19 protein-coding genes and 1 pseudogene are annotated in these 23,409 nt (G+C 58.8%); 4 read left to right on the forward strand and 16 right to left on the reverse strand.

Annotated features, from left to right (window positions below; genetic code table 11):
- Positions 1-8: 8 nt before the first annotated feature.
- Positions 9-1,205, reverse strand: a complete 1,197-nt coding sequence (dpaL, locus tag CKQ53_RS16540) for a diaminopropionate ammonia-lyase (protein WP_118895190.1) — start codon at positions 1,203-1,205, stop codon at positions 9-11.
- Positions 1,206-1,501: 296 nt separating this feature from the next.
- On the opposite strand from dpaL, the gene CKQ53_RS16545 reads away from it, so the two are divergent.
- Positions 1,502-3,265, forward strand: coding sequence for a sigma 54-interacting transcriptional regulator (locus CKQ53_RS16545; protein ID WP_094117443.1), 1,764 nt, complete (start codon positions 1,502-1,504; stop codon positions 3,263-3,265).
- A gap of 12 nt (positions 3,266-3,277) precedes the next feature.
- Here CKQ53_RS16545 and CKQ53_RS16550 read toward each other — a convergent pair whose 3' ends face one another.
- The 12 genes and pseudogenes from CKQ53_RS16550 to CKQ53_RS16605 form a co-directional block, all read right to left on the reverse strand.
- On the reverse strand, positions 3,278-3,847 hold the full coding sequence (locus CKQ53_RS16550; RefSeq protein WP_094117442.1) for an NTP transferase domain-containing protein: 570 nt from the start codon (positions 3,845-3,847) through the stop codon (positions 3,278-3,280).
- A 19-nt stretch (positions 3,848-3,866) separates the two neighbouring features.
- The gene (locus CKQ53_RS16555; RefSeq protein ID WP_094117441.1) at positions 3,867-4,325 is read right to left on the reverse strand and encodes a (2Fe-2S)-binding protein; all 459 of its coding nucleotides are present in this window, start codon (positions 4,323-4,325) and stop codon (positions 3,867-3,869) included.
- A 3-nt stretch (positions 4,326-4,328) separates the two neighbouring features.
- A pseudogene (locus tag CKQ53_RS16560) lies at positions 4,329-7,531 on the reverse strand (molybdopterin cofactor-binding domain-containing protein).
- Between the two features lie 34 nt (positions 7,532-7,565).
- Positions 7,566-8,519 carry an N-carbamoyl-D-amino-acid hydrolase gene (locus CKQ53_RS16565; protein WP_118895192.1) on the reverse strand — a complete coding sequence of 318 codons (954 nt, stop codon included), beginning with the start codon at positions 8,517-8,519 and terminating at the stop codon, positions 7,566-7,568.
- Between the two features lie 29 nt (positions 8,520-8,548).
- Positions 8,549-9,784: a Zn-dependent hydrolase gene (locus CKQ53_RS16570; RefSeq protein WP_118895319.1), complete on the reverse strand. Its 1,236-nt coding sequence runs from the start codon at positions 9,782-9,784 to the stop codon at positions 8,549-8,551.
- A 35-nt stretch (positions 9,785-9,819) separates the two neighbouring features.
- Positions 9,820-10,575, reverse strand: coding sequence for an ABC transporter permease (locus tag CKQ53_RS16575; RefSeq protein ID WP_244200971.1), 756 nt, complete (start codon positions 10,573-10,575; stop codon positions 9,820-9,822).
- A 13-nt stretch (positions 10,576-10,588) separates the two neighbouring features.
- The gene (locus tag CKQ53_RS16580) at positions 10,589-11,368 is read right to left on the reverse strand and encodes an ABC transporter ATP-binding protein (protein ID WP_094117439.1); all 780 of its coding nucleotides are present in this window, start codon (positions 11,366-11,368) and stop codon (positions 10,589-10,591) included.
- A 34-nt stretch (positions 11,369-11,402) separates the two neighbouring features.
- A complete protein-coding gene (locus CKQ53_RS16585; RefSeq protein WP_118895194.1) occupies positions 11,403-12,440 on the reverse strand; it encodes an ABC transporter substrate-binding protein in 1,038 nt (345 codons plus the stop codon).
- A gap of 40 nt (positions 12,441-12,480) precedes the next feature.
- Positions 12,481-13,413: a MurR/RpiR family transcriptional regulator gene (locus CKQ53_RS16590; RefSeq protein ID WP_085650941.1), complete on the reverse strand. Its 933-nt coding sequence runs from the start codon at positions 13,411-13,413 to the stop codon at positions 12,481-12,483.
- Positions 13,414-13,929: 516 nt separating this feature from the next.
- The gene (locus tag CKQ53_RS16595; protein WP_085650942.1) at positions 13,930-14,232 is read right to left on the reverse strand and encodes a helix-turn-helix domain-containing protein; all 303 of its coding nucleotides are present in this window, start codon (positions 14,230-14,232) and stop codon (positions 13,930-13,932) included.
- Positions 14,233-14,236: 4 nt separating this feature from the next.
- Positions 14,237-14,590, reverse strand: a complete 354-nt coding sequence (locus CKQ53_RS16600; RefSeq protein WP_085650943.1) for a type II toxin-antitoxin system RelE/ParE family toxin — start codon at positions 14,588-14,590, stop codon at positions 14,237-14,239.
- A 421-nt stretch (positions 14,591-15,011) separates the two neighbouring features.
- Positions 15,012-16,466, reverse strand: a complete 1,455-nt coding sequence (locus tag CKQ53_RS16605) for a sugar porter family MFS transporter (RefSeq protein ID WP_094117438.1) — start codon at positions 16,464-16,466, stop codon at positions 15,012-15,014.
- A gap of 415 nt (positions 16,467-16,881) precedes the next feature.
- On the opposite strand from CKQ53_RS16605, the gene CKQ53_RS18595 reads away from it, so the two are divergent.
- The 3 genes from CKQ53_RS18595 to CKQ53_RS16620 all read left to right on the forward strand — a co-directional run bounded on the left by CKQ53_RS18595 (position 16,882) and on the right by CKQ53_RS16620 (position 19,296).
- Positions 16,882-17,040, forward strand: coding sequence for a hypothetical protein (locus CKQ53_RS18595; RefSeq protein WP_176223437.1), 159 nt, complete (start codon positions 16,882-16,884; stop codon positions 17,038-17,040).
- Positions 17,041-17,174: 134 nt separating this feature from the next.
- Positions 17,175-18,182, forward strand: coding sequence for an alpha/beta fold hydrolase (locus tag CKQ53_RS16615; protein WP_094117437.1), 1,008 nt, complete (start codon positions 17,175-17,177; stop codon positions 18,180-18,182).
- Positions 18,183-18,345: 163 nt separating this feature from the next.
- Positions 18,346-19,296 (forward strand): D-2-hydroxyacid dehydrogenase family protein, encoded by a 951-nt coding sequence (locus CKQ53_RS16620; protein WP_208640017.1) that lies wholly within the window; start codon positions 18,346-18,348, stop codon positions 19,294-19,296.
- A gap of 53 nt (positions 19,297-19,349) precedes the next feature.
- Here CKQ53_RS16620 and CKQ53_RS16625 read toward each other — a convergent pair whose 3' ends face one another.
- The 3 genes from CKQ53_RS16625 to CKQ53_RS16635 form a co-directional block, all read right to left on the reverse strand.
- Positions 19,350-19,973 carry a glutathione S-transferase family protein gene (locus tag CKQ53_RS16625; RefSeq protein ID WP_118895196.1) on the reverse strand — a complete coding sequence of 208 codons (624 nt, stop codon included), beginning with the start codon at positions 19,971-19,973 and terminating at the stop codon, positions 19,350-19,352.
- 115 nt (positions 19,974-20,088) lie between these two features.
- Entirely contained in the window at positions 20,089-21,852 is a 1,764-nt protein-coding gene (locus tag CKQ53_RS16630) for a tannase/feruloyl esterase family alpha/beta hydrolase (RefSeq protein ID WP_094117434.1), read from the reverse strand.
- A gap of 291 nt (positions 21,853-22,143) precedes the next feature.
- Complete coding sequence (locus CKQ53_RS16635; RefSeq protein ID WP_118895198.1) at positions 22,144-23,172, reverse strand: NADP-dependent oxidoreductase; 1,029 nt, start codon at positions 23,170-23,172, stop codon at positions 22,144-22,146.
- Positions 23,173-23,409: the final 237 nt, after the last annotated feature.

Here is a 23,409-nt window from a genome sequence, read left to right on the forward strand (position 1 = left end):
CCGTGGGATTAGCCCATCGCCGGCAGACCTTCCCAGACCACTTCGCGATAGTGTTGACGATCGGTATCCCCTTCAGAACTGATCACCAGCACGCGGGAAGAGGCATCCAGCCCCAGCTGCGCCAATAGGGCTTCACGCCGGGGACTGTGTAATATCGCCGCCAGTACGCCCATGCCGACGGCGCCGGACTCTCCCGACACGATGCGCGCGTCGTTTCCCAACGGGTTGCCCAAGACGCGCATCCCCAACGCCGTGACCCGGTCTTCGCAGGAGATAAACTGACGCGAACAATCGCGCAGGCGCGGCCATCCCAGCGGATTCGGCTCGCCGCAGGCCAGCCCCACCATCATGGTGTCCATCGCTCCGCCCACGGCGACGATCTCGCCATGCTGCGCAGAGCGAAACAGGCAGTCGGCCCGCTCTGGCTCGACGATCACCGTATGCAGGGACCCCGCGCCGTAGCTGTTGACCAAATGGTCCAGCACCCCCGCCGCCATCGCCCCTACGCCCGCCTGCAAAAAGACGTGCGTCGGCGCAGGCCATTGCCGCCCGGCGATCTGTTCTACCGCCTCCACCGCCAGCGTGCCATAGCCTTGCATAATCCACGCGGGGATCTTCTCATACCCCGGCCAGGCGGTGTCCTGCACCACTTCCCACCCCTTTTCCTGCGCGGTTTGCATGGTCAGCCGGACGGTATCGTCATAATTCATGTCGGTCACGATGCACTCCGCCCCCAGCCCGGTGATGTGGGCCACGCGTTCAGCGGACGCGCCTTTCGGCATGTAAACAACCGCGTGTTGTCCCAGCGCTTTGGCCGCCCACGCGATGCCGCGGCCGTGATTGCCATCCGTCGTCGTGGCGAAGGTGAGGCGTTCCGGGAGCGCCGTCCGCCCCGACTCAAATGAAAAATCCGCCAGCGTCAGCTGATATTTTTCGCAGATGCAACGGGCTATCGCATACGCGCCGCCGAGGATTTTAAACGCATTCAGGCCGAAGCGCTGAGACTCGTCTTTTACCCACACCCGCCCCACGCCAAGCGCCTCGGCGAAGGCGTCCAGTGAGTACAACGGCGTCGGGGTATAGCCCGGCATCCGCTGATGAAAAGCCCGCGCCTGTTCCGCCTGTTCCCGGCTAAACAGCGCCGCGCCCTGCGGATTAAAGTGGGCGTTATCGGCGATATGCATTCGTAATGAAAACGTAGACATGTCGGTATCCTGATGATGTTGAAAACAATTATTCACCGGGATAGGTTCAATATCTGTGCCAGTTTGTAGTTGCAGCCGTCACCGCGATGTCGAATAATCAAAATTGAGAAAACAGGCGTTATCACGCCGCCTGGCGTGAGCGTTTATGACGTTGTTCCCCGATTTTCTCTGCCTACGTGGGTGTTTTCACGCCTTATCAAGACAGCGCAAGGATGACGCGCATTCTCAAAATGAGAAACGCCGTACGGCAGCGACTGTTCCGGCGAGCCTGAATTTAATTGAACAAGAGCGTACCCATGACGAGCCAAGCCCTGTCACTGATGCATATTCAACCCACGATCAAGCATTTCACGCAGATGCTCGGTCAGGTTTTGCGGCTTGAAGTTGAAATCGTCGATAACCGGTTGCTGCGCGTAGCGGGAACCGGCCCATACAGTTCGCGGATCGGCCTCCCCTCGGAGCACACCCGGCTGCTGCAATACGTGATTCAACATAAGAAAGAGAAGGTGGTCACTCAGTCGCAGCACGATCCTCTCTGCCAGCGCTGCGGCCAGCTCGACCAGTGCGGCGAATTGGCTTTTCTGGGGATGCCGATGATGCACGACGGCGCCTGTCTCGGCGTGATCAGCCTCGCGGCGATCACACCGGAACAACAGCAGCGCTTACAGGACAACGTCGGCGTATTTTCAGACTACGTTCGCCATGTCTCCTCACTGCTCATGGCTAACCTGACCAAAAGTCCAACGGCCCACCCTGACATGGATGTGCTGTTCACCACGCTCATCAACAGTATGGATCAGGGCATTTTGGTGCTGGATGAGCACGGGATGATGACCTTCGCTAATCAGAACGCGCTGACGCTGCTCAATACCCCTTTGGAAACGCTGGCCAAAACCCCGGTGTCCATACGCCCGTTGGTCGCCAGCAAAGATTTCGCCAACGGCAATGCCCAGCACGTCATCACCTTTGCGGCCCGACAGGAAGTGGTGATCGGACAGCACCATAGCGGCAACCGACTCCAGCTGTTTCTGTTTGCCTTTCACCAGTCAGAACGTCCCGCGCCATTGGAAGAAATGGACAGCGAACCGCGTATCGGCCAGTTCATTGGACACGCGCCGGTGATTCAGACCCTGAAACAGCATATCGCCCGCTTTGCCGACAGCCCCTCCAGCATCATGATCACCGGAGAGAGCGGCAGCGGCAAAGAGATGTTGGCCCGCTCGATTCATCAGATGGGCCGACGCGGCAAGCACCCTTTTATTGCCATTAACTGCGCGGCGATCCCGGAACATCTGCTGGAAAGCGAACTGTTCGGCTATGTCAAAGGCGCGTTCACCGGCGCGGCGCCCAACGGTAAGGCCGGGCTGATCCAGTCGGCTCATCGCGGCACGCTGTTTCTGGACGAAATCGGCGATATGCCGCTCACCTTGCAGGCCAAACTGTTGCGGGTGCTGGAGACGCGCGAGGTCATGCCGTTGGGGGCGGCTAAGCCGGTGTCCGTGGATATCCGTATTATTTCCGCTACCCATCAGAATTTAGCGCAGGCGATCGATGACGGCCGATTCCGGGAAGATCTCTATTATCGCCTGAAGGTGATACCGGTAGAGATCCCGCCGTTACGGGAACGGACGGAGGATATCGAGCTGCTGGTGCACCATTTTCTCAATCTGCATACCCGACGAATGGGCCGTACCTACCCTGGCGTCAGTCGGGAAGTCATGGCCTTGCTGAGACACTACCGCTGGCCGGGCAATGTGCGCGAATTAAGTAATTTGGTGGAGTATCTGGTGAATATCGTGCCCGATGGCGAGGTGATTGATCCGACGCTGCTGCCGCCCCACTTTCATCGCGCGGCAGCGGCACCGTCTGCCGTTGGCGCCGCGCCAGCCTACGATGATCCCGCCGCCACGCCGCCAAGCCTCAAACAGTGGGAGCATCAGCGTATTGAAGACGCGTTGCGTCGCGGCATCAGTAAAAAGCAGCTGGCGCAAGCATTGGATATCAGCATGGCGACGCTGTATCGGAAAATCAAAAAATACGGGCTTGGCGATATTCGCTAGCCCGCCCACGGATTAACGCCGCAGAAGCAGCTGCTGGTACTGTTCCGGCGTATCCATATCCCAATGGATCGCGCCGTCCGCCACCGGCACCCGCCGTTGACCGTGACGCGCGATCAGCGTCTTCATTGAGGTCTCGTCGTCCGCCGCCAGCACCGCTTCGCGCATGGCGGGCGGCAACAGCACCGGGTGTCCTTTCCCGTGCGCATATTCCGGCACCAGACAGGTGGCGTCCCGCTGTCGCCACAGCGCACGGTAGACCGCGCCGCTGACCGCAGGCATATCCCCCAAAGCCAGAAAGAAATAGCCCTCGTCAATCGCTTCCACGCCACAGCGAATGGAAGAAAACATCCCCTGCGTGAAGCCTTCGTTATGGCGCAGGGTGATGCGCGAATGGCCGCCATAGCGCCAGTTCAGCTCCGTGCCGCGAAAGCCGGTCACCAGCACCACGCGATCGCAGAAAGACAGCGCCGCGCCGAGCGCGCCGTCCAGCACCGTTCCGTTTTCCCAGGGCAGCATCATTTTCCACTGCCCCATGCGGCTGGACAGTCCCGCCGCCAGCATCACGCAAACCTTGGGTTTCATCGCATTCACTCCAGCGGAACTACTGGGCCAACACGGCTTTGATGGAGGTCAGAATGGGTTGGTAACCGGTGCAGCGGCACAGGTTGCCCTCCAGCGCCTCGCGGATCTCTTCGTCGTTCGGCTGCGGATTGGCATCCAGCAGCGCCTTGGCGCTAATCAATACGCCGGGCGTGCAAAAGCCGCACTGTACGCCGCCGTGACGGACAAAGGCCTGTTGCAGTTTGACCCCCACCGGGTCGCGGTGCAGTGCCTCCACCGTCGTGATCTCCGCGCCGTCGCACTGAGCGACCAACAGCAGGCAAGAGCACACCGCCCGCCCGTTCATGATGACCGAACACGCGCCGCACTCGCCGACCGAGCAGCCTTCCTTCGTCCCGGTCAGGCGGCGGTCGTCCCGCAGGTAGTCCAGCAGGCGGGTATTGTCGTCGACGCTCGCCTGCACCCGAATACCGTTAATTTTCATTTCCACATCCATCATGTCCTACTCCTGCGCTGCCAGTTCCGACATGACCTGTCGAAACATATCGAGATAAACCGGGATTTTGTACGGCGCCGACCAGCGGCCGCCGATGGCCTGCGTTACCAGCGCTTCCAGCGCCGCCGCCGCGCGATCGATGACCGCAGGCGTTGGCGGATGCCCCAACAGCGCCTGCTCTACCGCCGTCAGCCGCTGAGGCTGCCCCAATACCGCGCCATCCACTAAACGACACAGGTCGATTCGCCCACGGGCATCCAGACGGAACAACGCCGTCAGACTTTGGCGGGTGATATTGACGGCGGTCCGACGCCCGAGTTGCAGATAAAACGGCCGCAGCTCGCCCTCGGGAGGGCGCGGCAGGATGATGCGAGTGAGCAGTTCGCCGGGGCGAAGCTGGGTTCGGTAACCCCCGGTGATAAACGCGGCGAGCGGCACCCGGCGGCGCTCAGCGGCGGATCGCAGCTCCACGTCCGCCTGATAAATCATGAGCGGGGGGACGGAATCCGCACAGGGCGCGGCATTGACGATATTGCCCCCGACCGTCGCGCGATTGCGCAGCTGCAACGAGCCCACCGTCCGGCACGCGGTCACCAGCAGCGGGTAATCGCGGATCAAGCGCGGGTGAGCCACCAGATCGGTAAAGCAGGTGCCCGCGCCGATGCTGACGCCATCGCCCTCTTCGGCGATACCGCGCAGTTCGCGCAGTCCGGAGATATTGACCAGACGCACCGGCGTCGTTTTCAGTCGCGCCTGCACCAACACGTCGGTGCCGCCCGCCAGCGCCTGCGCGCCCTCCTGCGCCAAAAGCGACAACGCGTGCTCCAGATCCGACGGCTGACTGACCTGCAGCGTGTTGAGCCGCAGCACCTGTTTATGCTCCCCGTCATGCGCCTGAACTTCGCTCTGACGCGCCGGTTTTTTCAGGTTATACCCCAGACGCACCTGTTCCAGCGTCAGCGGCAGCGTGCGATTCCAGCGGCCCACGGCGAAACTGACCGCATTGTTGAGCGCCGCCCCGCCCAGCTCCAGCACCGGCTCGCCAATTACTTTGGCCCCGTAAGGCCCCGCCTTGTCGTGATTTTCCACCGCAATGACGTTGATGTTGGGGATATCGCGGATCGTCGGCAGCAGATAGGTATCGAAGTTCTCCGATTTGACCTCTCCGTTTTCGATGTTGAGATCCTCCAGCATGCCGTAGCCGATCATTCCCTGCACGACGCCGCCGTAGACCTGTCCTTCAAACCCAACGCGGTTGATCACTTTCCCCACATCATGCACCGCCGTAATATCCAGCAGCGTGACTTTGCCGGTGCGCGTATCGACGGCGACATCCGCCACCTGACATCCGTATACCCAGGTGAAATAGGGGCTGCCGCAGCCCTTTTCCTCATCCCAGTGGATGGAAGGCGCGACGTGCCAGCCATAGGCGGAAAGATTGGCGCCGGTGGCCTTGGTCAGCGTGACCGCCTGACCGAAATCCATATGGCGACTCAGATCCGCACGGTTGAACACCTTGCCATCGCGCCACATCAGCGCATCGACGCCGGAGGCCCCGAGCGTCGTCGCCACCGCCTCCGCAATACGTTGTTTGAGCTTGTCGGCGGCGTTGAGCACCGCCTGCCCGCCCATTAACGTACCGCGCGACGCCACCGTGGAGCCGCCATCGGCGATCATCGCCGTGGCGGGATCGGTAAACATGATCCACGACAGCGGCAGTCCAAAGGCCTCCGCCGCAATCATCGACATCACCGTTTGCAGTCCCTGACCATTTTCCGAGACGGCGGTAGAGAGGTTAACGCTGCCATCCGCATTGATCTGTATCAGCGCGGAGGAGGCATCCAGCCCCTCGGCCCCAGCGAGCATCCACGGTGGCTCAGCGCCAACCCGATACCGTATTTGACGGGGCCGCCTAGCGTATTCAGCTTCCGGTAATGCTCACGTTTCGCCATAAAATCGACGCTATTCGCCGCTTTTGACAGCACTTCCTCGGCGGAAACCGTGTGTTCGCTGAACACCTGCCCCGCCATACTGGTGTCCCCTTGTTGCAGGATATTGCGCTGACGCAGCGCCAGAGGCGACAGCCCGAGCAGGGACGCGACCTCATCCATCAACGACTCATTGGCGAGAATGACCTGCGGCGCGCCGAAGCCGCGAAACGCCGAGGTGTAGTTGTTATTGGTGTACACGCCGGTGACATCGACGCGCACGTTCGGAATACGATAGGGTCCGGCCGCCTGCACCGAGCTGCGCCAGGTCACAAACGGGGTCTGCCCGGCATAGCTGCCGCCATCCGCCAGCACATCGATCTTGATCGCCTGAATACGCGCCTCGTCATCCAGCCCGATTTTATATTTCATCTTGTAGGGATGACGTTTGTAGCTCTCCCGCATCGACTGTTCACGGTTGTAGGTAAATTTAACCGGTCGGCCCGTCAGCTGGCTCAACAGCGCCGCGCGGCACGCCAGATGATCGATAATATCGTCTTTTCCGCCGAAGGAGCCGCCGATCACGGCGCGTTTCACATTCACGCGAGACTGCGGCAGCCCCAGATATTTCGCCACAAAGCCCCGGACGCGGTGGGCGTTCTGTACCGACCCGGAGAGCGTCATGATTTGTTCGTTATCATCGAGCCAGGCGATGATCGATTCCGGCTCAATGTAGGCGTGCTCCTGATATCCCACCTCATATTCTCGTTCAAAGATGTGGCGGGAGGCGGCAAAGCCCGCGTCGATATCGCCCTTGATCGTATGGTGATGATTAATCACGTTGCTGGCGCTGCCGGGGTGGATTAAACGCGCATCCGGCTTTAGCGCCTCCTCGACGCCAGTGATCGGCTCGAACGGCGTATAGCGCACGCGGATCTTATCCGCCGCCAGGCAGGCCGCCTCGTAGCTTTCGGCCGCAATCACGGCAATCACGTCACCGCGAAAAGCGATATTGTCTTTGACCAGCGGCGGGTAATCCGCCATCACCACGCCGATATGGCTTTCACCGGGCACATCGCGCCAGGTGGCGATCCTGACGACGCCCGGCACCGCTAAGGCCGCGCTCAGGTCAACCTCTTCCACCCGCCCCGCGGCGATATCGGCATAGCGGCATACGCCGTGCAGCATCTCTTTCAGGACGATGTCGTCCCCATACACCGCGCTGCCTTTCACTTTGCCCAGACCGTCAACGCGAGGGACTTCGCGGCCCACGGTCTGCATATCCCATCCGTCTTTTGTTTCTTCCATGGTTACCTCATGGGTGACGCGGACTGCCGTCAGCCAGCAGCGCTTCGCCTTTGATCGTGGTGATTGGGCCGTAAGCCTGAGGCTGACGATGCAAATCGAAATTGAAGGTGGTGCGTTTGTAGATCTGACAGAAATCGAGATCGCAGCGGGCGATGGCCACTTCGTCGCCTTTGGTGACACAGCGGGCGACCACTTCGCCCGAGGGCGCGATAATGCAGCTGCCGCCGATGTGATCGACCCCCTCTTCCGTTCCCGCCTTGGCCACGCCGACGACCCAGGTTCCGTTCTGATAAGCCCCAGCCTGCATAGACAGTTGGTTATGGAACAGCGACAGGTCGTCGTGTTCCGGCGCGGGCGCGTTGTGTACCGGCGTGTTGTAGCCAATCAGCACCATTTCCACCCCCTGTAGCCCCATTACGCGATAGGTTTCGCACCAGCGACGATCGTTGCAGATCGCCATGCCGAACCGACCGTCAAAGGCGTCAAACACCGGAAATTCACAGCCGGGCGTGAAATAGCGCTTTTCCAGATGCTGGAACGCGCGCCAGGGCTCATGCTCACGGTGTCCCGGCAGGTGAACTTTGTGGTATTTCCCGACAATTTCGCCGCTTTTATCTACCAGAATCGATGTATTGAAGCGTTTCTTTTCTCCTTGTTCCCGGCTCAGCTCGGCATAGCCCAGACAAAATCCCACCTGTAATGTCCTCGCCAGTTCGAACAGCGGCAGAGTCTCACTTCCCGGCATCGCGGTTTCACACCACGCGTCCAGCTGCGCTTCGTCTTCGATGTACCAGCGCGGAAAGAAAGTGGTGAGCGCCAGCTCGGGATAGACAATCAGATCCGCGCCCAGCTGATGGGCTTCCCGCATCAGGTTCATCAGACGCGCCACCACGGCGGCACGGGAATCCACTTTGTTGACCGGCCCTAACTGGCCGATAGCGACATTGACATAACGCCCCATGGGTACTTTCTCCTCTAAAACATGCGGGATCAGACGCGATCGGCGCGCTGGACGACCGCGCCCAGCAGCACGTTCGCACCCGCAATCAAATCCTTCGGTGCCGTAAACTCCTGCGTGTTGTGGCTTAATCCCGCCACGCTCGGGACAAAAATCATTCCCGCAGGACACATCTCCGCCATAATCTGCGCATCGTGCCCCGCGCCGCTCGGCATGCGGTGGAACGCCAGGCCGCGTTTACGTGCCTGCGCCTCAACCAGCGCCACCATTTCCGGCGCAAACGGCGTGGGTTCGAAACGGGCCAGCGATTGACGCCGCAGCGCGATCCCTTCGTCTTCCGCCGCCTGCTCGGCAAACGCCCACAGGCGCTGTTCCGCCTCGCGCAGGGCTTCGGCATCCGTGTTGCGTAGATCCACCGTCAGCGTCACCTTGTCAGGGATCACGTTGACCAGATTCGGGCTGAACACCGCATGGCCGACCGTCGCCACCTGATCGCCGCCCAGAGTTTGCGCCAGCTGGCGGGCAAACACATCGATCTGCGCCGCGACATAGCCGGCATCCCGCCGTAAACGCATCGGCGTGGTGCCCGCATGGTTGGAGACGCCTTGCAGTTGGAATTCAGTCCAGGAGATGCCCTGAACGCCCTCAACCACGCCGATACTGATCCCCGCTTCATCCAGCACCGGTCCTTGCTCGATGTGCAGTTCGAAATAGCTGTCGACGCGGTTTTCTCCCACGGAGCCCGTGCCGTCGTAGCCAATGCGCCGCAACGCTTCGCCCACGGTCACGCCATCGATACCGCGCGTGGCCAGCGCGGTTTCCAACGCGAGTCCGCCCTGATACACCAGACTGCCCATCATGTCGGGTTGAAAACGCGCGCCCTCCTCATTGGTGAAGAACGCCACCGCCACCGGTCGACGTAAACGCAGGCCGTTCTCTTTTAACGTGGCGATGACCTCCAGCCCGGACAGCACGCCGTAGTTGCCGTCATACAAACCGCCCGTCGCCACGGTATCGATATGCGAGCCAATCATGACCGGCGGCGCATCGATGAGTCCGGGATAGACGCCCACGACATTGCCGATGGCGTCGACCGAAATCGCTAATCCCAGCGCCTGCATCCGCGCGACGGTCCAATCCCGCCCCTGTTTGTCTTCATCGCTGAGCGCCAGTCGGCACACCCCGCCCTGCGGCAGGGCGCCTATCTCGCCCAACGCATTCAGCGACGCCAGCAGGCGTTCGCCGTTAACCTGTAATTCGCTCGTCATCACCCCACCTTCTCCCTTCTGTTGACCGAGCTGCATCACCGATGCGCCCAATGCGTCATGCGCTTCTCAATCAGAGCGAAAAGTTCGTACATCACGACCCCCATCGCGCCAATGACGATTAACCCGGCAAATACCAGCCCCATATTCATGTTGGAGCTAGCCGCCATCATCAGGTAGCCAATCCCCAGATTGGAGGCCACCGTTTCTGAGATCACCGAACCGACAAAAGCCAGCGTGATCGCCACTTTTAATGAAGCGAAGAAATACGGCAGTGACCGGGGCAAGCCGACCTTTTTAAGGATGTCGAGGCGGGAAGCGCCCAGCGAACGCAGCACGTCTTCCATCTCCGGCTCCACGGTGGCCAGCCCGGTGGCAACGTTGACCACCACCGGGAAAAATGAGATCAAAAACGCGGTGACGATGGCGGGTAGAGTGCCAATACCGAACCACACCACCAGCACCGGCACAAAGGCCACCTTGGGAATCGCGTTAAATCCGACCAACAAGGGATATATCGATTTGTAGACCAATGTGGAGGCTCCCACGGCCACGCCCAAGACCACACCGAAGACCACCGCCAGCACAAATCCCACCATCGTGGTGTACAGGGTCTGTAAAGAGTGGGCGGCGATGGGGCGCCAGTCGGCAATCAATGAGCGGTACACGTCGCTCACCGAAGGAAACAGGTAGCTCGGAACATTCAGTCCGACCACCACCGCCTGCCAGACGCCCCCGATGAACAGCAGCAGCGCCCAAGGGGCCAGTTTGATTAACGTGTGTCGCGGTATCACGATAGGCCTCCCGTTATGCGTGGTGTTGTGCAGCGATGTGCTCGCGCAGTTCGAGCACATAGCGAGAGAAATCATCGGTGTAGGCGATTTGCAGATCGCGCGGGCGCGGGAGATCGATCTCCCTACGGGCGATAATGCGGCCGGGTCGCGCGCTCATGACGTAGACGGTATCCGCCAAAAAAACCGCTTCGCGCAGATCGTGAGTGACCAGCACCACCGTGAAAGGCGCGTCCTGCCACAGATCACGCACCATGCACCAAAGCTCTTCACGGGTGAACGCGTCCAGCGCGCCGAACGGTTCGTCCAGCATCAGCAAACGCGGCTTGTGGATTAGCGCGCGACAAATGGAGGCCCGCTGCTGCATTCCGCCGGACAGCTGCCACGGAAATTTGTCCTCATACCCTTCCAGCCCGACGCGTTTGAGCAAGGCGCGCGCCTGCGCTTCGTATTCCCGCTTTTTTGCATGTCGGGTTGAACGGTAGGGTTCGACGATTTCCATCGGCAACATGACGTTTTCCAACGTGGTGCGCCAAGGCAACAGGTTCGAAGCCTGAAACGCCATGCCGACGCATTTCTGCGGCCCCGCCACTTCCCGCTGGTTAACGAAGACGTAGCCCTTGCTGGGTGAAATCAGCCCTGAGGTCAACTTCATGAACGTCGATTTGCCACAGCCGGAAGGGCCGACAAGCGCCACAAACTCATTTTCATCAATGCTGAAGTTAATCTCTTCAATCGCCAGCGCTTGGCTGTGCTGATAGGCCAGACTGACATTGTCGAATTTCACGAAACTCATAGATGTTCTCCCCTGAATCAGGCCGCCTTTCGATTTACCGCACGGAACGCTCTGCGCGTTCCGGCAATAACGCCCGCGTGAATACCGCATCTGCCGTTGGGGTATTTTTCAATGCGAACGCGGCAACCACATCGCTGATGGAACGGTTCAGGCGTTCGGTATCCACATCACCCAAGCCGTTCTTGCGGGTTTCCGGGGTGACGACCCGTTGCCCAAACGCCAGTTGCAGGCGACGCGTTTCCAGCGGCAGATCGATCAACGCATCCTGTTCTTTCACGAAGCGGGCGGCGCTGACGGGATCGGCCAGCGTTTCCTGCACCGCTTTGTTGAAGGCGCGCAGGAAGGCTTTGAGGGTGTCAGGATGCTTTTCCAGCATCGTTTTGCTGGCGATGAGGGTGTTGCCGTAGAGGTCGACGCCATATTGCGCATAGGGGAAAACCACCAGATCGTCCGCCTTGACGCCGCGAGCTTCCAGATTCAACAGATTGGTAAAAGAGAACCCCGCAATGGCATCAACGCTCTTACGCACCAGCAGATTGGCGGTCACGGTAGGGTCGGCGGACTGCCAGGTGACGGCATCCTTGCTTAACCCGTTTTTTTGCGCAAAGACCGGCCAGGACTTGCGTGCGGCATCGAACACCGGGGCGGCGATAGTTTTGCCGGCTAACGCAGCAGGGGTCGTCACGCCAGCGCTTTTGAGCAAAAAGACGGCGGCGGGCGTGGCGTTATACACCATGTAAATGCCCTTAACGCCCGTACCGAGATGCTGGGACTCTTGCTCGATCAAGGCGTTGATATCGGCAAAGGCCATATCATAAGCCCCGGTCGCGACCCGAGTGACGGCACCCGCAGAGCCGTTACCAGAGTCGATCTGTACGTCCAACCCTTCTTGACTGAAATAGCCCTTGGCTTTCGCCATCAAAAACGGGGCCGAAGGGCCTTCGAAACGCCAGTCGAGCGAGAATTTCACTTTGACGGGGTCTGCCGCATAGGCCGGTGAAGCCACGACGGACAGGCACAGTAGCGCCGAGCAACCCCATTTGTGCACGTTTGCAAAGAGGGATATCAACATCACGCATGTCCTCAAGCTGGAAAATCAATGGGTAACAGGACTAACCCCGACGTTTGTGGACCACCGTCGAGGGTGGATCCTGTGAGTACAGATCGCCAATCTGTCGATGGATATCTTCCATGCGCTGCATGCGTTGGCTTGCCCTGTCGGAACAACAGGCGGCCAGTTCGTTGCCGATGAAATTCACCATGCTGATGGCGGTGGTGTAGGAATCAAAAATATCGCCGTGCTTTGCGGCGCAGGGGATCACGACATCGGCCAGCGCACAGACATCAGAAACCAGCGTGTTGCTCAGCACGACGATGCGAGCCTGATAGCGCTTCGCCACGCTGACCAACGGCGCAAGCAGTTGCACCTGCCGGGGGAAGTCCACGACGAACAGCACGTCCGTGGGGCGGATATCCGCCAGCACGTCGGCAAATCTGGCGGCCGGATCGTTGACCAGCTGCACATCGCTCAACATGTGAGAAAACAGCGACTGCGCGTAAAACGCCGTCGCAAAGCTGTTGCGAAAGCCGAGTACCCAGACGCGACGCGCGCCGCTTATCAGCGTGACCGCACGCTCCAGCGCTACCGACACGCTGTCTTGCTGCATGCCTTTGAGGTTTTTGCGCTCGCGCTCGATATGGGCATCCAGCCGTTCACGCAGCGTCTTCGGGTGCGACGTACGCTGCTCGAGATTGCTTAGCGGCGAATAGCCCATAGGTTCAATCTCGCGGCATTTCATGCGGAACTGATTGAAATCCTGAAAGCCAAGGCGACGGAACACGCGCGCAGCGGTGGATTTGGAAACGCCCGCCAGCTGAGCCAGCTCGGTGGCGCTATAGCTGGCAAGGTGATGCTGATGATCCAGAATGACATCCACCAGCTTCCTTTCCGCCGGAGATAAGTTGCCGTATATGAGACGGATCGCGGTTTGCAGCTCCATCAACGTGCTGGGATGTTTATCTGGTACAGATAACGCGTTATTCATCCTTCCCCCTGCCAACGTGATACCTGACGTTTAATGATGTGGCATTCGCCCATTTGGCACATCCGTTCGATACAACCACATCAAAAGAAACGTGTGTACCAAACACTAAGCAAAGGGCATTCCAAAACCACATAAAAATAATGGATTTTATTTAATCCACTGAAATACATAGTTTTATTCATAATTGGAACGATAGTGAGCAATATAAACAACGACGTCGGAGAGACTCTCTTGGTGCGCAAGAGGGAAGTGTCGCACCAGAATGAAGCCGGTAGACAGGGCGCGTGACATTCACGCAGGAACGCGATGAATGCGGCAGCACTACTGAGGGAAGGCAACATCGCCACTGGGAGCGCGCGCCTCTAACTTGATTGCTTGATTGCTTGATTGCTTGATTGCTTGATTGCTTGATTGCTTGATAGAGGATGGACGAAAAGCGGTTTTTTAATGAAATCCATGGGTTAAGCACGGTTTGACGCCCATGCAACAAAATGGTGAAGCGGTGACATGCACCGCTTAAAGCACAAAACCGTAGTGCGAGCCGTCCGGCAGTTCGACATCAAGCCGCAGCTTGCCGCCGGTTGCCTCGACATAGCGTTTAAGCGTAGACAGCTTCAAGTCCCGGCCTCGTTTCTCCATCCCCGCGACGGTCGGCTGTTTCAGTCCCAGCGCCTGCGCCATTTCTACCTGCGTTTTCTGTACTTTCTCGCGCAGTTCCGCGAGGTGAATATTGAGCAGCATATCCGCGGCGATGGTCTGCGCATCCGCGACGACTTCCGGTTTTTCATCCGCGATAAGCTGTTCCAGCGTTCTACCCATAGCGTTACTCCTTCTTATTTAATTGATTGAGATACTTCGTGAATTCTCGATCGGCCAGCGGGATCATCTCATCGTAAAAGCGCTTTTCATGACCAGCCTTATTGCCTGCACACAGCAGAATACCGGTACGGCGCGGGTCAAAGGCGAAAAAAGCGCGTATGGGATCCCCCCGGCTTTGCACTCTCAGCTCTTTCATATTGCTGTAGCGGGAACGTTTGACTGTATCGACGTAGGGTCTTGGCAACATCGGTCCCTTTTCCCGCAACACCATGAGCGCCGCAAGTACGCAGGCCCGGTCGATATCGCATAACGAACAAAACCAAACGTCAAATGTTTCTGTTGTTTCAATGACCCACACACGACCTCCTCATCACTATAGGTTGAATGCTATATAGGTGTAAACCTATATTTTGATGATGTCGTGATAATGGGCGTGATGCACTCACGTCCGTCAGAAAGCCCGAGAAGCATTGAAGTATTCCGTCGATGTTGCAGCGACGCGACAGGCACCTTGCGGGCGGTGCCGCGGTTTAGGTTGATGAGATTAAAGCGCGTCGGCCTAACGGACAGCACGGCATCAATCAGAAAGGACAAAAATGGGAGGTGTTGGGCGGGTAAACGGCAATGACTCAAGGAAGAAAGATATTGCCCCGACGCGGCAGGAGCCGTCACGATGAACAGGGGAGCTCGTCATCCCTGACAAGATCCCCTCACGGCTGAGACTGACCGTTCATCCCGTGGGTATTACGCAGCGAAGCGGTGTGACGCCTCGCCGTACATTAGTCAGCCTGCGTCTCGCTATCGCTATCTTCACCGTATTTATGGCGCATATGTGATTCGATCTGCTCCAGGCTTTTTCCGCGCGTTTCCGGCACCATCAACGCGATAAACAGCAAAGAACACACGTTAATCACCGCGAAGATGAAAAAAGTTTTACTCCCGGCAAACGCCATCACCGGCGGGAAGCTCAGCGCAACCAGCGCATTGAAAATCCACTGTACTGAAATGGCGGTCCCGGTCAGTCGGCCGCGCAGCTGCATGGGGAACAGCTCAGACATCAGCAGCCAGTACACCGGCGCGATAAACATCTGCATAAAGAACAGGAACACCAGAATACACAGCAGGGCGATGTAACTTTGCGTCAGATCGGCGGGCAAGAACGTCAGCACGGCGCCCAGCGACACCTGCGCGGCGATGACGAAGATGAAGCCCGTCATTAACATCCGACGTCGCGCGAAACGGGTGACGGCCCAAATCCCCGCCAGGGAGGCAATCACAGATACCACCCCGTTCCCAATGGTCGCGGTAATGGCCGCCGTGGTGCCGAGACCGGTGGATTTCAGGATAATCGGGGTGTAGTACATGAACGCATTCACCCCGGTAAACTGGAGCGCAAAGCCGAGTCCGATGCCGATCACCAACAGCCTCAAGACCCACTTTTCACGCAGCAGTTCGCCGACTTCAGGCCCACGCGCCGCTTCCCGGGCCTGTTCACGCATCTCCTTCAACTCTTTACGGACTTCACGCGGCGTCTCGCGAAGCTCCTTCAGCACCTCTTTCGCTTCACTGTGGCGCCCTTCCGACACCAGCCAGTGCGGCGAGACGGGCACGAAGAACGTACCGACGAAAAGCAGCACGCCAGGCACCATCGCGATAGCCAGCATATACCGCCACATGTGCCCTTCATTCAACAGATAGCTGAGCGCGGCGCTGACCACATAGGCGACGAGCTGCCCCGTCACAATCATCAGCTCATTACGGCTGACAAGCGGCGCTCTCAGTTTCGGTCCGGCGATTTCCGCGATGAACACCGGCACGGTCGACGATCCGCCCCCCACGGCCAGTCCCAGCAGAAAGCGCATCACGACCATTGAGGTGACAGAAGGTGCCAGCGCGGTCCCCAGTGAACCGGCGACAAACAACACCGCAAGGCTGCGCAGCGTGATACGACGGCCAAACTTATCGGAGAAAAATCCGCTAAGGAAGGAACCTACCGCAGCACCAAACACCAGTGAAGAGGCGACCAGTCCTTCGGTGAAAGACGTTAACCCCAAGCCCCCGTCTGCCGTAGGGGCAGACATATAAGGTAATGCGCCTGAAATAATCCCCGTGTCATAACCAAACGCCAATGCGCCCATCGTCGCGACCAGCACGACGAAAAAGATCCTCTGTCTGACGACTTCTGCACGGGAGAGTTCTTTAGTTCCTGATGAATCAGAATGTTGGTCATCCATAGTCTTCTCTTTTAATTGATAGTCTGATGAAAGAGCTTTCCCGAAAACGCCGGGTAATTTCGTCAACGCACAACGTTAAAAGTGTAGACGTCGCGATGCCGTAGAAAGGTTAAAGCGAAAAATAATATTGGCCTGCGACGGTTCCGCCTTCGCGGCGAAGGATGCGGCCGCTGACCTATATTGACCTAAAATTTCATTTATTTTTAATTATTTACACTCGAGACGCCTTCGTTTTTCGGCGATGCCGCGACGATCGCTGGCCTACGTCAAAAAGGATAAATTCAGAGTCATCCGGTTCGTTCTCGGCAGGCAGCGGCCAATAGTTGCTCATAAAACAACCCATTGAGTCGTGTGCCCAGCCTCATTCGCCGTTCATGCAGCGCACACGCCCCATCGACGTTAGGGGAGAATCACCATGAACAAACCTTCCGCCAACGCAGGTAAAACGGCTCGCGTGACCGGCGCTTCCCACGGTATCGGCCAAGACATTGCCCGCGTGATGGCGTTTCCATCCGGTGAGGATAGAGGTTGGATCAACGTTCAAGTCGTTCGCGCCAATGGCGGATTTGCCTGATTGTTGCCGGTGCGTCACAGTCCCATTCCTTACCGCTCATTTCTGGAACAGTAGTGAATGCGAAACGTTGTGCCGCGGTGAAAAAAGAAATCATGCTAAGGTTCTTGAAGGACAATTCATCGGAAAGGTCAATCATGTCTCGAGTCGTCAAACGTCTGTTTTTCACGCTGGCGGTGTCATTCTGTGGCGCGCAATCCGCCCTCGCCGCCCCGGTCTATGGTCCGCAGCTTGAAGGGTTCACCTACCCTTATCCGCTGCGCCACTTCGCCTTTACCTCTCAGGGCGTTCCGCTGGAAATGGGCTATATGGATGTCGCCCCGCAAGGCCCCGCCAACGGCAAAACCGCCGTGTTCCTGCACGGAAAAAACTTCTGCGCCGCGACCTGGGACGATGCGATCAAGGCGTTGAGTCGGCAAGGCTACCGGGTAATTGCCCCCGACCAGATTGGTTTTTGCACCTCCACCAAACCCGAACGCTATCAGTACAGTTTTCAACAGTTAGCCGCCAATACTCATGCGCTGCTGCAGAGTCTCGGCATTCATCACGCGATGGTGGTCGGCCACTCGACCGGCGGGATGCTGGCGACGCGTTATGCCCTGATGTATCCCGACGCGGTGCAAAAGCTGGTGCTGGTGAATCCTATCGGTCTGGAAGACTGGAAAGCCCTCGGCGTCCCCTACCGCACGCCCGATCAGTGGTATGAGCGCGAATTAAAGACCTCCGCGGCCAGTATCCGCAACTATGAACTGAACACCTATTACGTCGGGCGCTGGAAACCCGCCTACGACCGTTGGGTCGACATGCTGGCCGGATTGAATCAAGGCCCCGGACACCAGCGCGTCGCCTGGAACTCCGCGTTAATCTACGACATGATTTTCACTCAGCCGGTCGTCTATGAATTTTCCGCGTTGCAGATGCCGACCACGCTCATCATCGGGACGGCGGACACCACCGCCATCGGCAGCGATATCGCCCCCGCGGCGGTCAAAGCGAAGCTGGGCCATTACGACCAGCTCGGCAAAGCCACGGTAAAACGGATCCCGAAAGGTGATCTGGTGGAGTTTGCCGGTCTGGGACACGCGCCGCAGATGGAAGAGCCTGAACGTTTCAACCGCGCCCTGTTGCAGATCCTGAACCGCTGACCGGCTGACGTCCGCGAAGGGGAAGTGTTCACGCGGCGTTCATATTACTGACATTAAGAGAGCGCTGATTTAAGCATCGCATTCACTGAAAAAGGCATGAAGGACGCGCGCACTCTTTGATAGCGGCGTCCATTGGCGCTAGCCTCCAGAAGGAGCCATGAGCATGATAAAGATAGCGATTATTGATGATTATCAGGGCATTGCACTGTCCTGTGCAGACTGGTCCGCCGTGCAGTCTCGGGCAAGCATCGACGTGTTTTGCGATCATCTGTCCGACGAGTCTGCGCTGGTTGCCCGACTGCGCCCTTTCGACGCCCTCTGCGTGATGCGCGAGAGAACGCCGCTGACGGCCAGCCTGCTCGCCCAGTTGCCTAACCTCAAATTCATTGCCTCGACGTCCGCCCGCAATGCGTCTATCGATGTCGCGGCAGCGCGCGCTCAGGGCATCACGGTCAGCGCCACCCAAGGGCGCGGCAACGGTGCGCCGGAACTTACATGGGCGTTGCTGCTGGCGGCTGCCCGACACCTGCCCGCCGAATGCGCGTCGCTGCGATCCGGAGGTTGGCAAGTAGACGTAGGGGCGGACTTGGAGGGCAGCACGCTCGGTATTCTCGGACTGGGAAAAATCGGGGCTCGGGTCGCCGCCATTGGCCGGGCCTTCGGCATGAAGGTCATCGCATGGAGCCAGAACCTGACGCCGGAGGCCGCGCAGGCCGCGGGCGTCACTCCGGTCGATAAAACCACGCTGTTGCGTGAATCCGACTGGCTCTCGCTGCATCTGGTGCTGTCGGATCGCACGCGCGGCATTGTCGGCGCGTCCGATCTGGCATTAATGAAACCCACCGCGTGGTTAATTAACACAGCGCGCGGGCCGCTAGTCGATGAAGGCGCGTTGATCGCGGCGTTATCACGACGGACGATTGCCGGCGCCGCGCTCGACGTTTTCTCCACCGAACCGTTGCCGGACGATCACCCCTTTCGCACGTTGAACAACGTAATCGCGACGCCCCACATCGGCTTCGTCACCCACCACACCTACCGTATTTTCTACGAGGAGACCGTGCAAAACCTGCTGGCCTGGCTGGACGGCTCGCCGATGCGGGTCATGGCGTAACGCGGGGCGCACGCTTTCAGCGCCGTCTCAACGAGGATCTTTAATCTCGTCGCTCAGGGCGCGCCATTATTACCGTAGAGAACAAAACCGGGGCGTTCGCACAGCGTCTGGTAAAAACGCGCCACGGCAGGCAGTTCGGGCTTAGGGAACGGCGTCGAATACCAACGATGCGTCGAAAGCCCCAACACGATGTCCGCCAGCGTAAAGCGGGAACCGCAAACGAACGCGCCGGTGCTTTCCAGTACCCCATCCAGCAGCGTCATGCGTTGATTCCACAGCTGAATACTGGCCTCAATGGCCTGGGGGTTAGTGTGCGCGGCGCTTTTTCGCACCAGCCCCATATAGGCATAGACCCAGGCGTTATTTAATTCCGTCGCCTGCCAGTCCATCCACATCTCAACCTGCGCACGCGCCGCCGGGGCGGCAGGAAGGAGCGCCTCTCCGCCATAGGCGTTGGCCAAATAGCGGCAAAGGGTATTCGACTGTCCCAGCACATGGTCTTCATCTATCAACACCGGGATCATGCCATTAGGATTGATGGCGAGAAACTCAGGAGAGGACAGCGATAATGTCCCTTGTCCCCAAGGCTCGTGTTCAAACGGCAGCCCGAGTTCATGACAGGTCCACAACACCTTACGTACATTGATGGAAATTTCACGTCCGAGAATGGTGATCATAGCGAGACACCGACTTCTGAATGAGTGGAACCACTGGTTATAGCATGAAAAATAAGACGGCGGCCACACAAGGCGGCCGCCGTCCGACGTCATCACGCACTTAGCAATCGCGGGCTTATTTGACGACCAGCTTACCGTCTTTCGCCTCATAGTTTTTCTGGTTATCGGGGCCGATATATGACCGAGCCGGATTACCAAATGCCACGCGGAAAAAGGCTTCCGACATGACCGGCCGGTAGTGACTGGCGTCGTTAGGATCGCCCTGACCGGTGTAACGCGCGATGTAAGGATAAGGATAAACCGGACGGGTCGCCTTAAGCTCAACGGCCGGCGACGCGATCGGCGAGCTTTTCTGCTGTACGCCGTGGAACCGCACTTCCGCCGCCGACTCCCCTTTCGCCGATGCGGCCGCAGGCGGCATCGGGCTTTTCGCCTGCGCGGCTTTACCGGTCACGATCCACTTCGGCGCTTCGCCCCGCTCCGTCCAGGCCATCAGCGGCGTCAGCAGGTCCATCTGGTCATAGCCTTCTCCGTTACCGCAATGGCCGACACCGGGTAGCAGGAACAGGCGCATAAACGTATCGACAGAGGCTTTGCCCAACGTGGTATTTACGCCCCGGTAGTAGGCCAGCGAGAATGCCGGGCTCACCGAATCGTCCGCCAGACCATGCCACATAATCAGTTTTCCGCCGTGCTGCATAAAGGGACGCAGGTTGGTATTGGCCGCGTTATACAACGGCGCGAGCTGCGCTACCGCATCGAAATTTCTGCGATTAAGCGGAAAATCACTCATTTTGCTGATCGGCTGCTTGCCGGGCAGCAGCACCGACTGTAGGGCTGGCAGCACCATCGATTCCGATATGCCGCGTTCCGTCGCTTTAGCCGGAACAGGCCAGCGCAGTTCGGAACCTATCGGCAGGCCGCCGAGCACGAAGCGATTCCCTGAGACGTCGCCCGCTCCCGTATACAGTTTTCGGGCGACCTCAATCTCATCCTGCGTCAGACAGTTCGATTTGTCGGTCTGCTTTTCAGCGCATCGCTTGACCCAGTTCGCCGAAAACGAGCAGGCATACGGATTTTGCAGCAGGCCATCGTTAACGCCGGACAGCGTCGGACAGTGTTTCAGCACCGCCTTATGCAGAATGGCCAGACGATCCTGCAACAGGATCGCGGTGCCGTCCGGACGCTGATTCGCTACGCTGTTCCAGCCATGGAAGAACGAGTTCTGGAACTGGAAAAACGCGGCCGGCGCACCCGCCGAAATGCCGTTGAAATCTTCCGGGTAACGCTGCGCTTCCATCAGGGCTTCGCGCCCGCCGTCGGAACACCCCATGAAGTAGGCATAGCGCTGCGGCTGGCCGTAATATGCGGCCACCAACGCTTTAGCCAACACCGCCGTCAGATGGTTGGCGCGGTAGGCGAAGTCGATGCGTTTCTGAGGATCTTCCGCCCAGGAGGCATCCATCATGCTGCCCTGATGTCCCATATCCGTCGCGGCGACTACAAACTCGCCGTTCACGGCGGGAACGCAGCCGTTGGCGTTGGATAGGCGCAGATTAATATTGCCGCACAGACCGCCGCAGCCGACCTGCAGAAAACGCTGTGTCCAGTGCTCAGCCGGAAGCGCTATCTCTACGCCGATGGACGGCGCAATGGTCGCTGATATTTGGCAGAAGTTCCCCTTCTCGGTTTTCGTCAGGGTGGCCGAATGAAGGGTCACTTTTCCCCCGACCGCATTGGAAAACGCCATCGCCCCCAGTTGCTCGCAAGAGACCACCGGCTGGACGACCGGCAGCTCGGCGGCCGACGCATTCGACGCCGCAAAGGCGACAAAAAGGCAGGCGGCCAGCGGTTGCCATAGCCCCATTACGTATTTCATCCCAATCCTCATTGATCTGTTCCTGTCATGCGGGCGTGATCCCGTCATCCGGCCCGCGCTCGTCTTCGTCACAGTGCGCACGGAGGCCCACATAGCGCCACGCGGACAACCCAGAGAAATGATAGACGTTTTCGTCTTGACCCGGAGCGGATTTTCACAACCTTTTCAGTCCGCTATGAAGGGTAATCACGCCCGGCGCTCCTGCGTTTTAACCGGAAGATACCCGACCGCTTAGCGCCGTCGCTGCTTGCCCACTCGCGCCTGATCACCCCGCGAAGCGCCGTCAACGATTCACGCCGGATCGTTAAGACGCACCACGACCTTGCCGAAATTTTTACCCGCCAGAAGATTCAGGAAGGCCTGTGGCGCCTGTTCCAAACCATCGGCAACCTCTTCGCGAATTTTCACCTTCCCGTCATTAACCCACCCCGTCATGTCATTCAGGAAAGTCGCCCAACCGTCGGCATAGTGATCCAAAATGATAAACCCCTGGATTCGCCAGCGTCGGGTCAGCACATCCATCATCGTCTGAGGCAACCGATCCGGCCCGGTCGTGGAATGAATGCCGTTATAGTGCGAGATCAAACCACAGACCGGCACGCGAGCGCCGACGTTAAGATGCGGCATGACGGCGTCAAATACCTTGCCCCCGACATTTTCGTAATAGACGTCGATCCCGTCGGGCGTCGCTGCCGCCAACTGGTCACTAAAATCGGCCGCGCGGTGGTCCAGACAGGCATCAAAGCCAAGCGATTCGACGGCATAGCGGCACTTGGCTGCTCCACCGGCCACCCCGACCGCTCGCGCGCCTTTTAGGCGGGCAATCTGCCCGACGACGGAACCGACGGCCCCCGTCGCTGCCGCCACGACGACGGTTTCGCCCGCTTTCGGCTCGCCAATCTTCAGCAGCCCGTGGTAAGCGGTAAACCCAGGCATCCCCAGCACGCTCAGAGCGAGGGAGGGATGCCGAATACGCGCGTCGATAAGGCTGATATCGCGGCCGTCCAACAGCGCATAGGTCTGCCAGCCGCCCATCCCCAACACAAGATCGCCCTCGTTAAAGTCTGGATGGCGTGAGGCGATCACCCGGCTGACGGTAGCGCCGACCATCACCGACTCCAGCGCCACCGGCGGCGCATAGGATGGCGTATCGCTCATACGTCCGCGCATATAAGGGTCGAGCGAAAGGAAGTCGTTTTTCAGCAGCACCTGTCCGTCGGCAGGCTGCGGGTTCGGCGCGGATTCCAGTCGAAAGAGGTCGAGTTCGGGCGCGCCGTCAGGACGACGTTGCAGCACGATACGGTGATTAGTCGATGTCATAGTCACTCCCTGCTTGTGGTAATCGCTTCGGAAATCGACAGGACGCATAACGGCGGAATGCGGTCCAAACCTTGCTTTCCTTGAATGGGACCAGCAGGTATGTCCGTCTGCCGTATGGCTCGTCTTTCGAGGCAGAGATCACGGCCCCTCCGCGTCTCGTCGTCCCCCGAAGCGATGCGAATGTTTATGGACGCCGAGTCGATGGCGGTCCGATGTCACGTAAGACGCGGCGCCAAC

Origin of the sequence: Lonsdalea britannica, from assembly GCF_003515985.1 — a bacterium.
Classification (GTDB): domain Bacteria; phylum Pseudomonadota; class Gammaproteobacteria; order Enterobacterales; family Enterobacteriaceae; genus Lonsdalea; species Lonsdalea britannica.

Excerpts from the sequence above, each read along its gene's own strand:
- dpaL (WP_118895190.1), bottom strand. The coding sequence starts at position 1,205 with ATGTCTACGTTTTCATTACGAATGCATATCGCCGATAACGCCCACTTT.
- CKQ53_RS16545 (WP_094117443.1), top strand. The coding sequence starts at position 1,502 with ATGACGAGCCAAGCCCTGTCACTGATGCATATTCAACCCACGATCAAG.
- CKQ53_RS16550 (WP_094117442.1), bottom strand. The coding sequence starts at position 3,847 with ATGAAACCCAAGGTTTGCGTGATGCTGGCGGCGGGACTGTCCAGCCGC.
- CKQ53_RS16555 (WP_094117441.1), bottom strand. The coding sequence starts at position 4,325 with ATGATGGATGTGGAAATGAAAATTAACGGTATTCGGGTGCAGGCGAGC.
- CKQ53_RS16565 (WP_118895192.1), bottom strand. The coding sequence starts at position 8,519 with ATGGGGCGTTATGTCAATGTCGCTATCGGCCAGTTAGGGCCGGTCAAC.
- CKQ53_RS16570 (WP_118895319.1), bottom strand. The coding sequence starts at position 9,784 with ATGACGAGCGAATTACAGGTTAACGGCGAACGCCTGCTGGCGTCGCTG.
- CKQ53_RS16580 (WP_094117439.1), bottom strand. The coding sequence starts at position 11,368 with ATGAGTTTCGTGAAATTCGACAATGTCAGTCTGGCCTATCAGCACAGC.
- CKQ53_RS16585 (WP_118895194.1), bottom strand. The coding sequence starts at position 12,440 with ATGTTGATATCCCTCTTTGCAAACGTGCACAAATGGGGTTGCTCGGCG.
- CKQ53_RS16590 (WP_085650941.1), bottom strand. The coding sequence starts at position 13,413 with ATGAATAACGCGTTATCTGTACCAGATAAACATCCCAGCACGTTGATG.
- CKQ53_RS16595 (WP_085650942.1), bottom strand. The coding sequence starts at position 14,232 with ATGGGTAGAACGCTGGAACAGCTTATCGCGGATGAAAAACCGGAAGTC.
- CKQ53_RS16605 (WP_094117438.1), bottom strand. The coding sequence starts at position 16,466 with ATGGATGACCAACATTCTGATTCATCAGGAACTAAAGAACTCTCCCGT.
- CKQ53_RS18595 (WP_176223437.1), top strand. The coding sequence starts at position 16,882 with ATGAACAAACCTTCCGCCAACGCAGGTAAAACGGCTCGCGTGACCGGC.
- CKQ53_RS16615 (WP_094117437.1), top strand. The coding sequence starts at position 17,175 with ATGTCTCGAGTCGTCAAACGTCTGTTTTTCACGCTGGCGGTGTCATTC.
- CKQ53_RS16620 (WP_208640017.1), top strand. The coding sequence starts at position 18,346 with ATGATAAAGATAGCGATTATTGATGATTATCAGGGCATTGCACTGTCC.
- CKQ53_RS16625 (WP_118895196.1), bottom strand. The coding sequence starts at position 19,973 with ATGATCACCATTCTCGGACGTGAAATTTCCATCAATGTACGTAAGGTG.
- CKQ53_RS16630 (WP_094117434.1), bottom strand. The coding sequence starts at position 21,852 with ATGAAATACGTAATGGGGCTATGGCAACCGCTGGCCGCCTGCCTTTTT.
- CKQ53_RS16635 (WP_118895198.1), bottom strand. The coding sequence starts at position 23,172 with ATGACATCGACTAATCACCGTATCGTGCTGCAACGTCGTCCTGACGGC.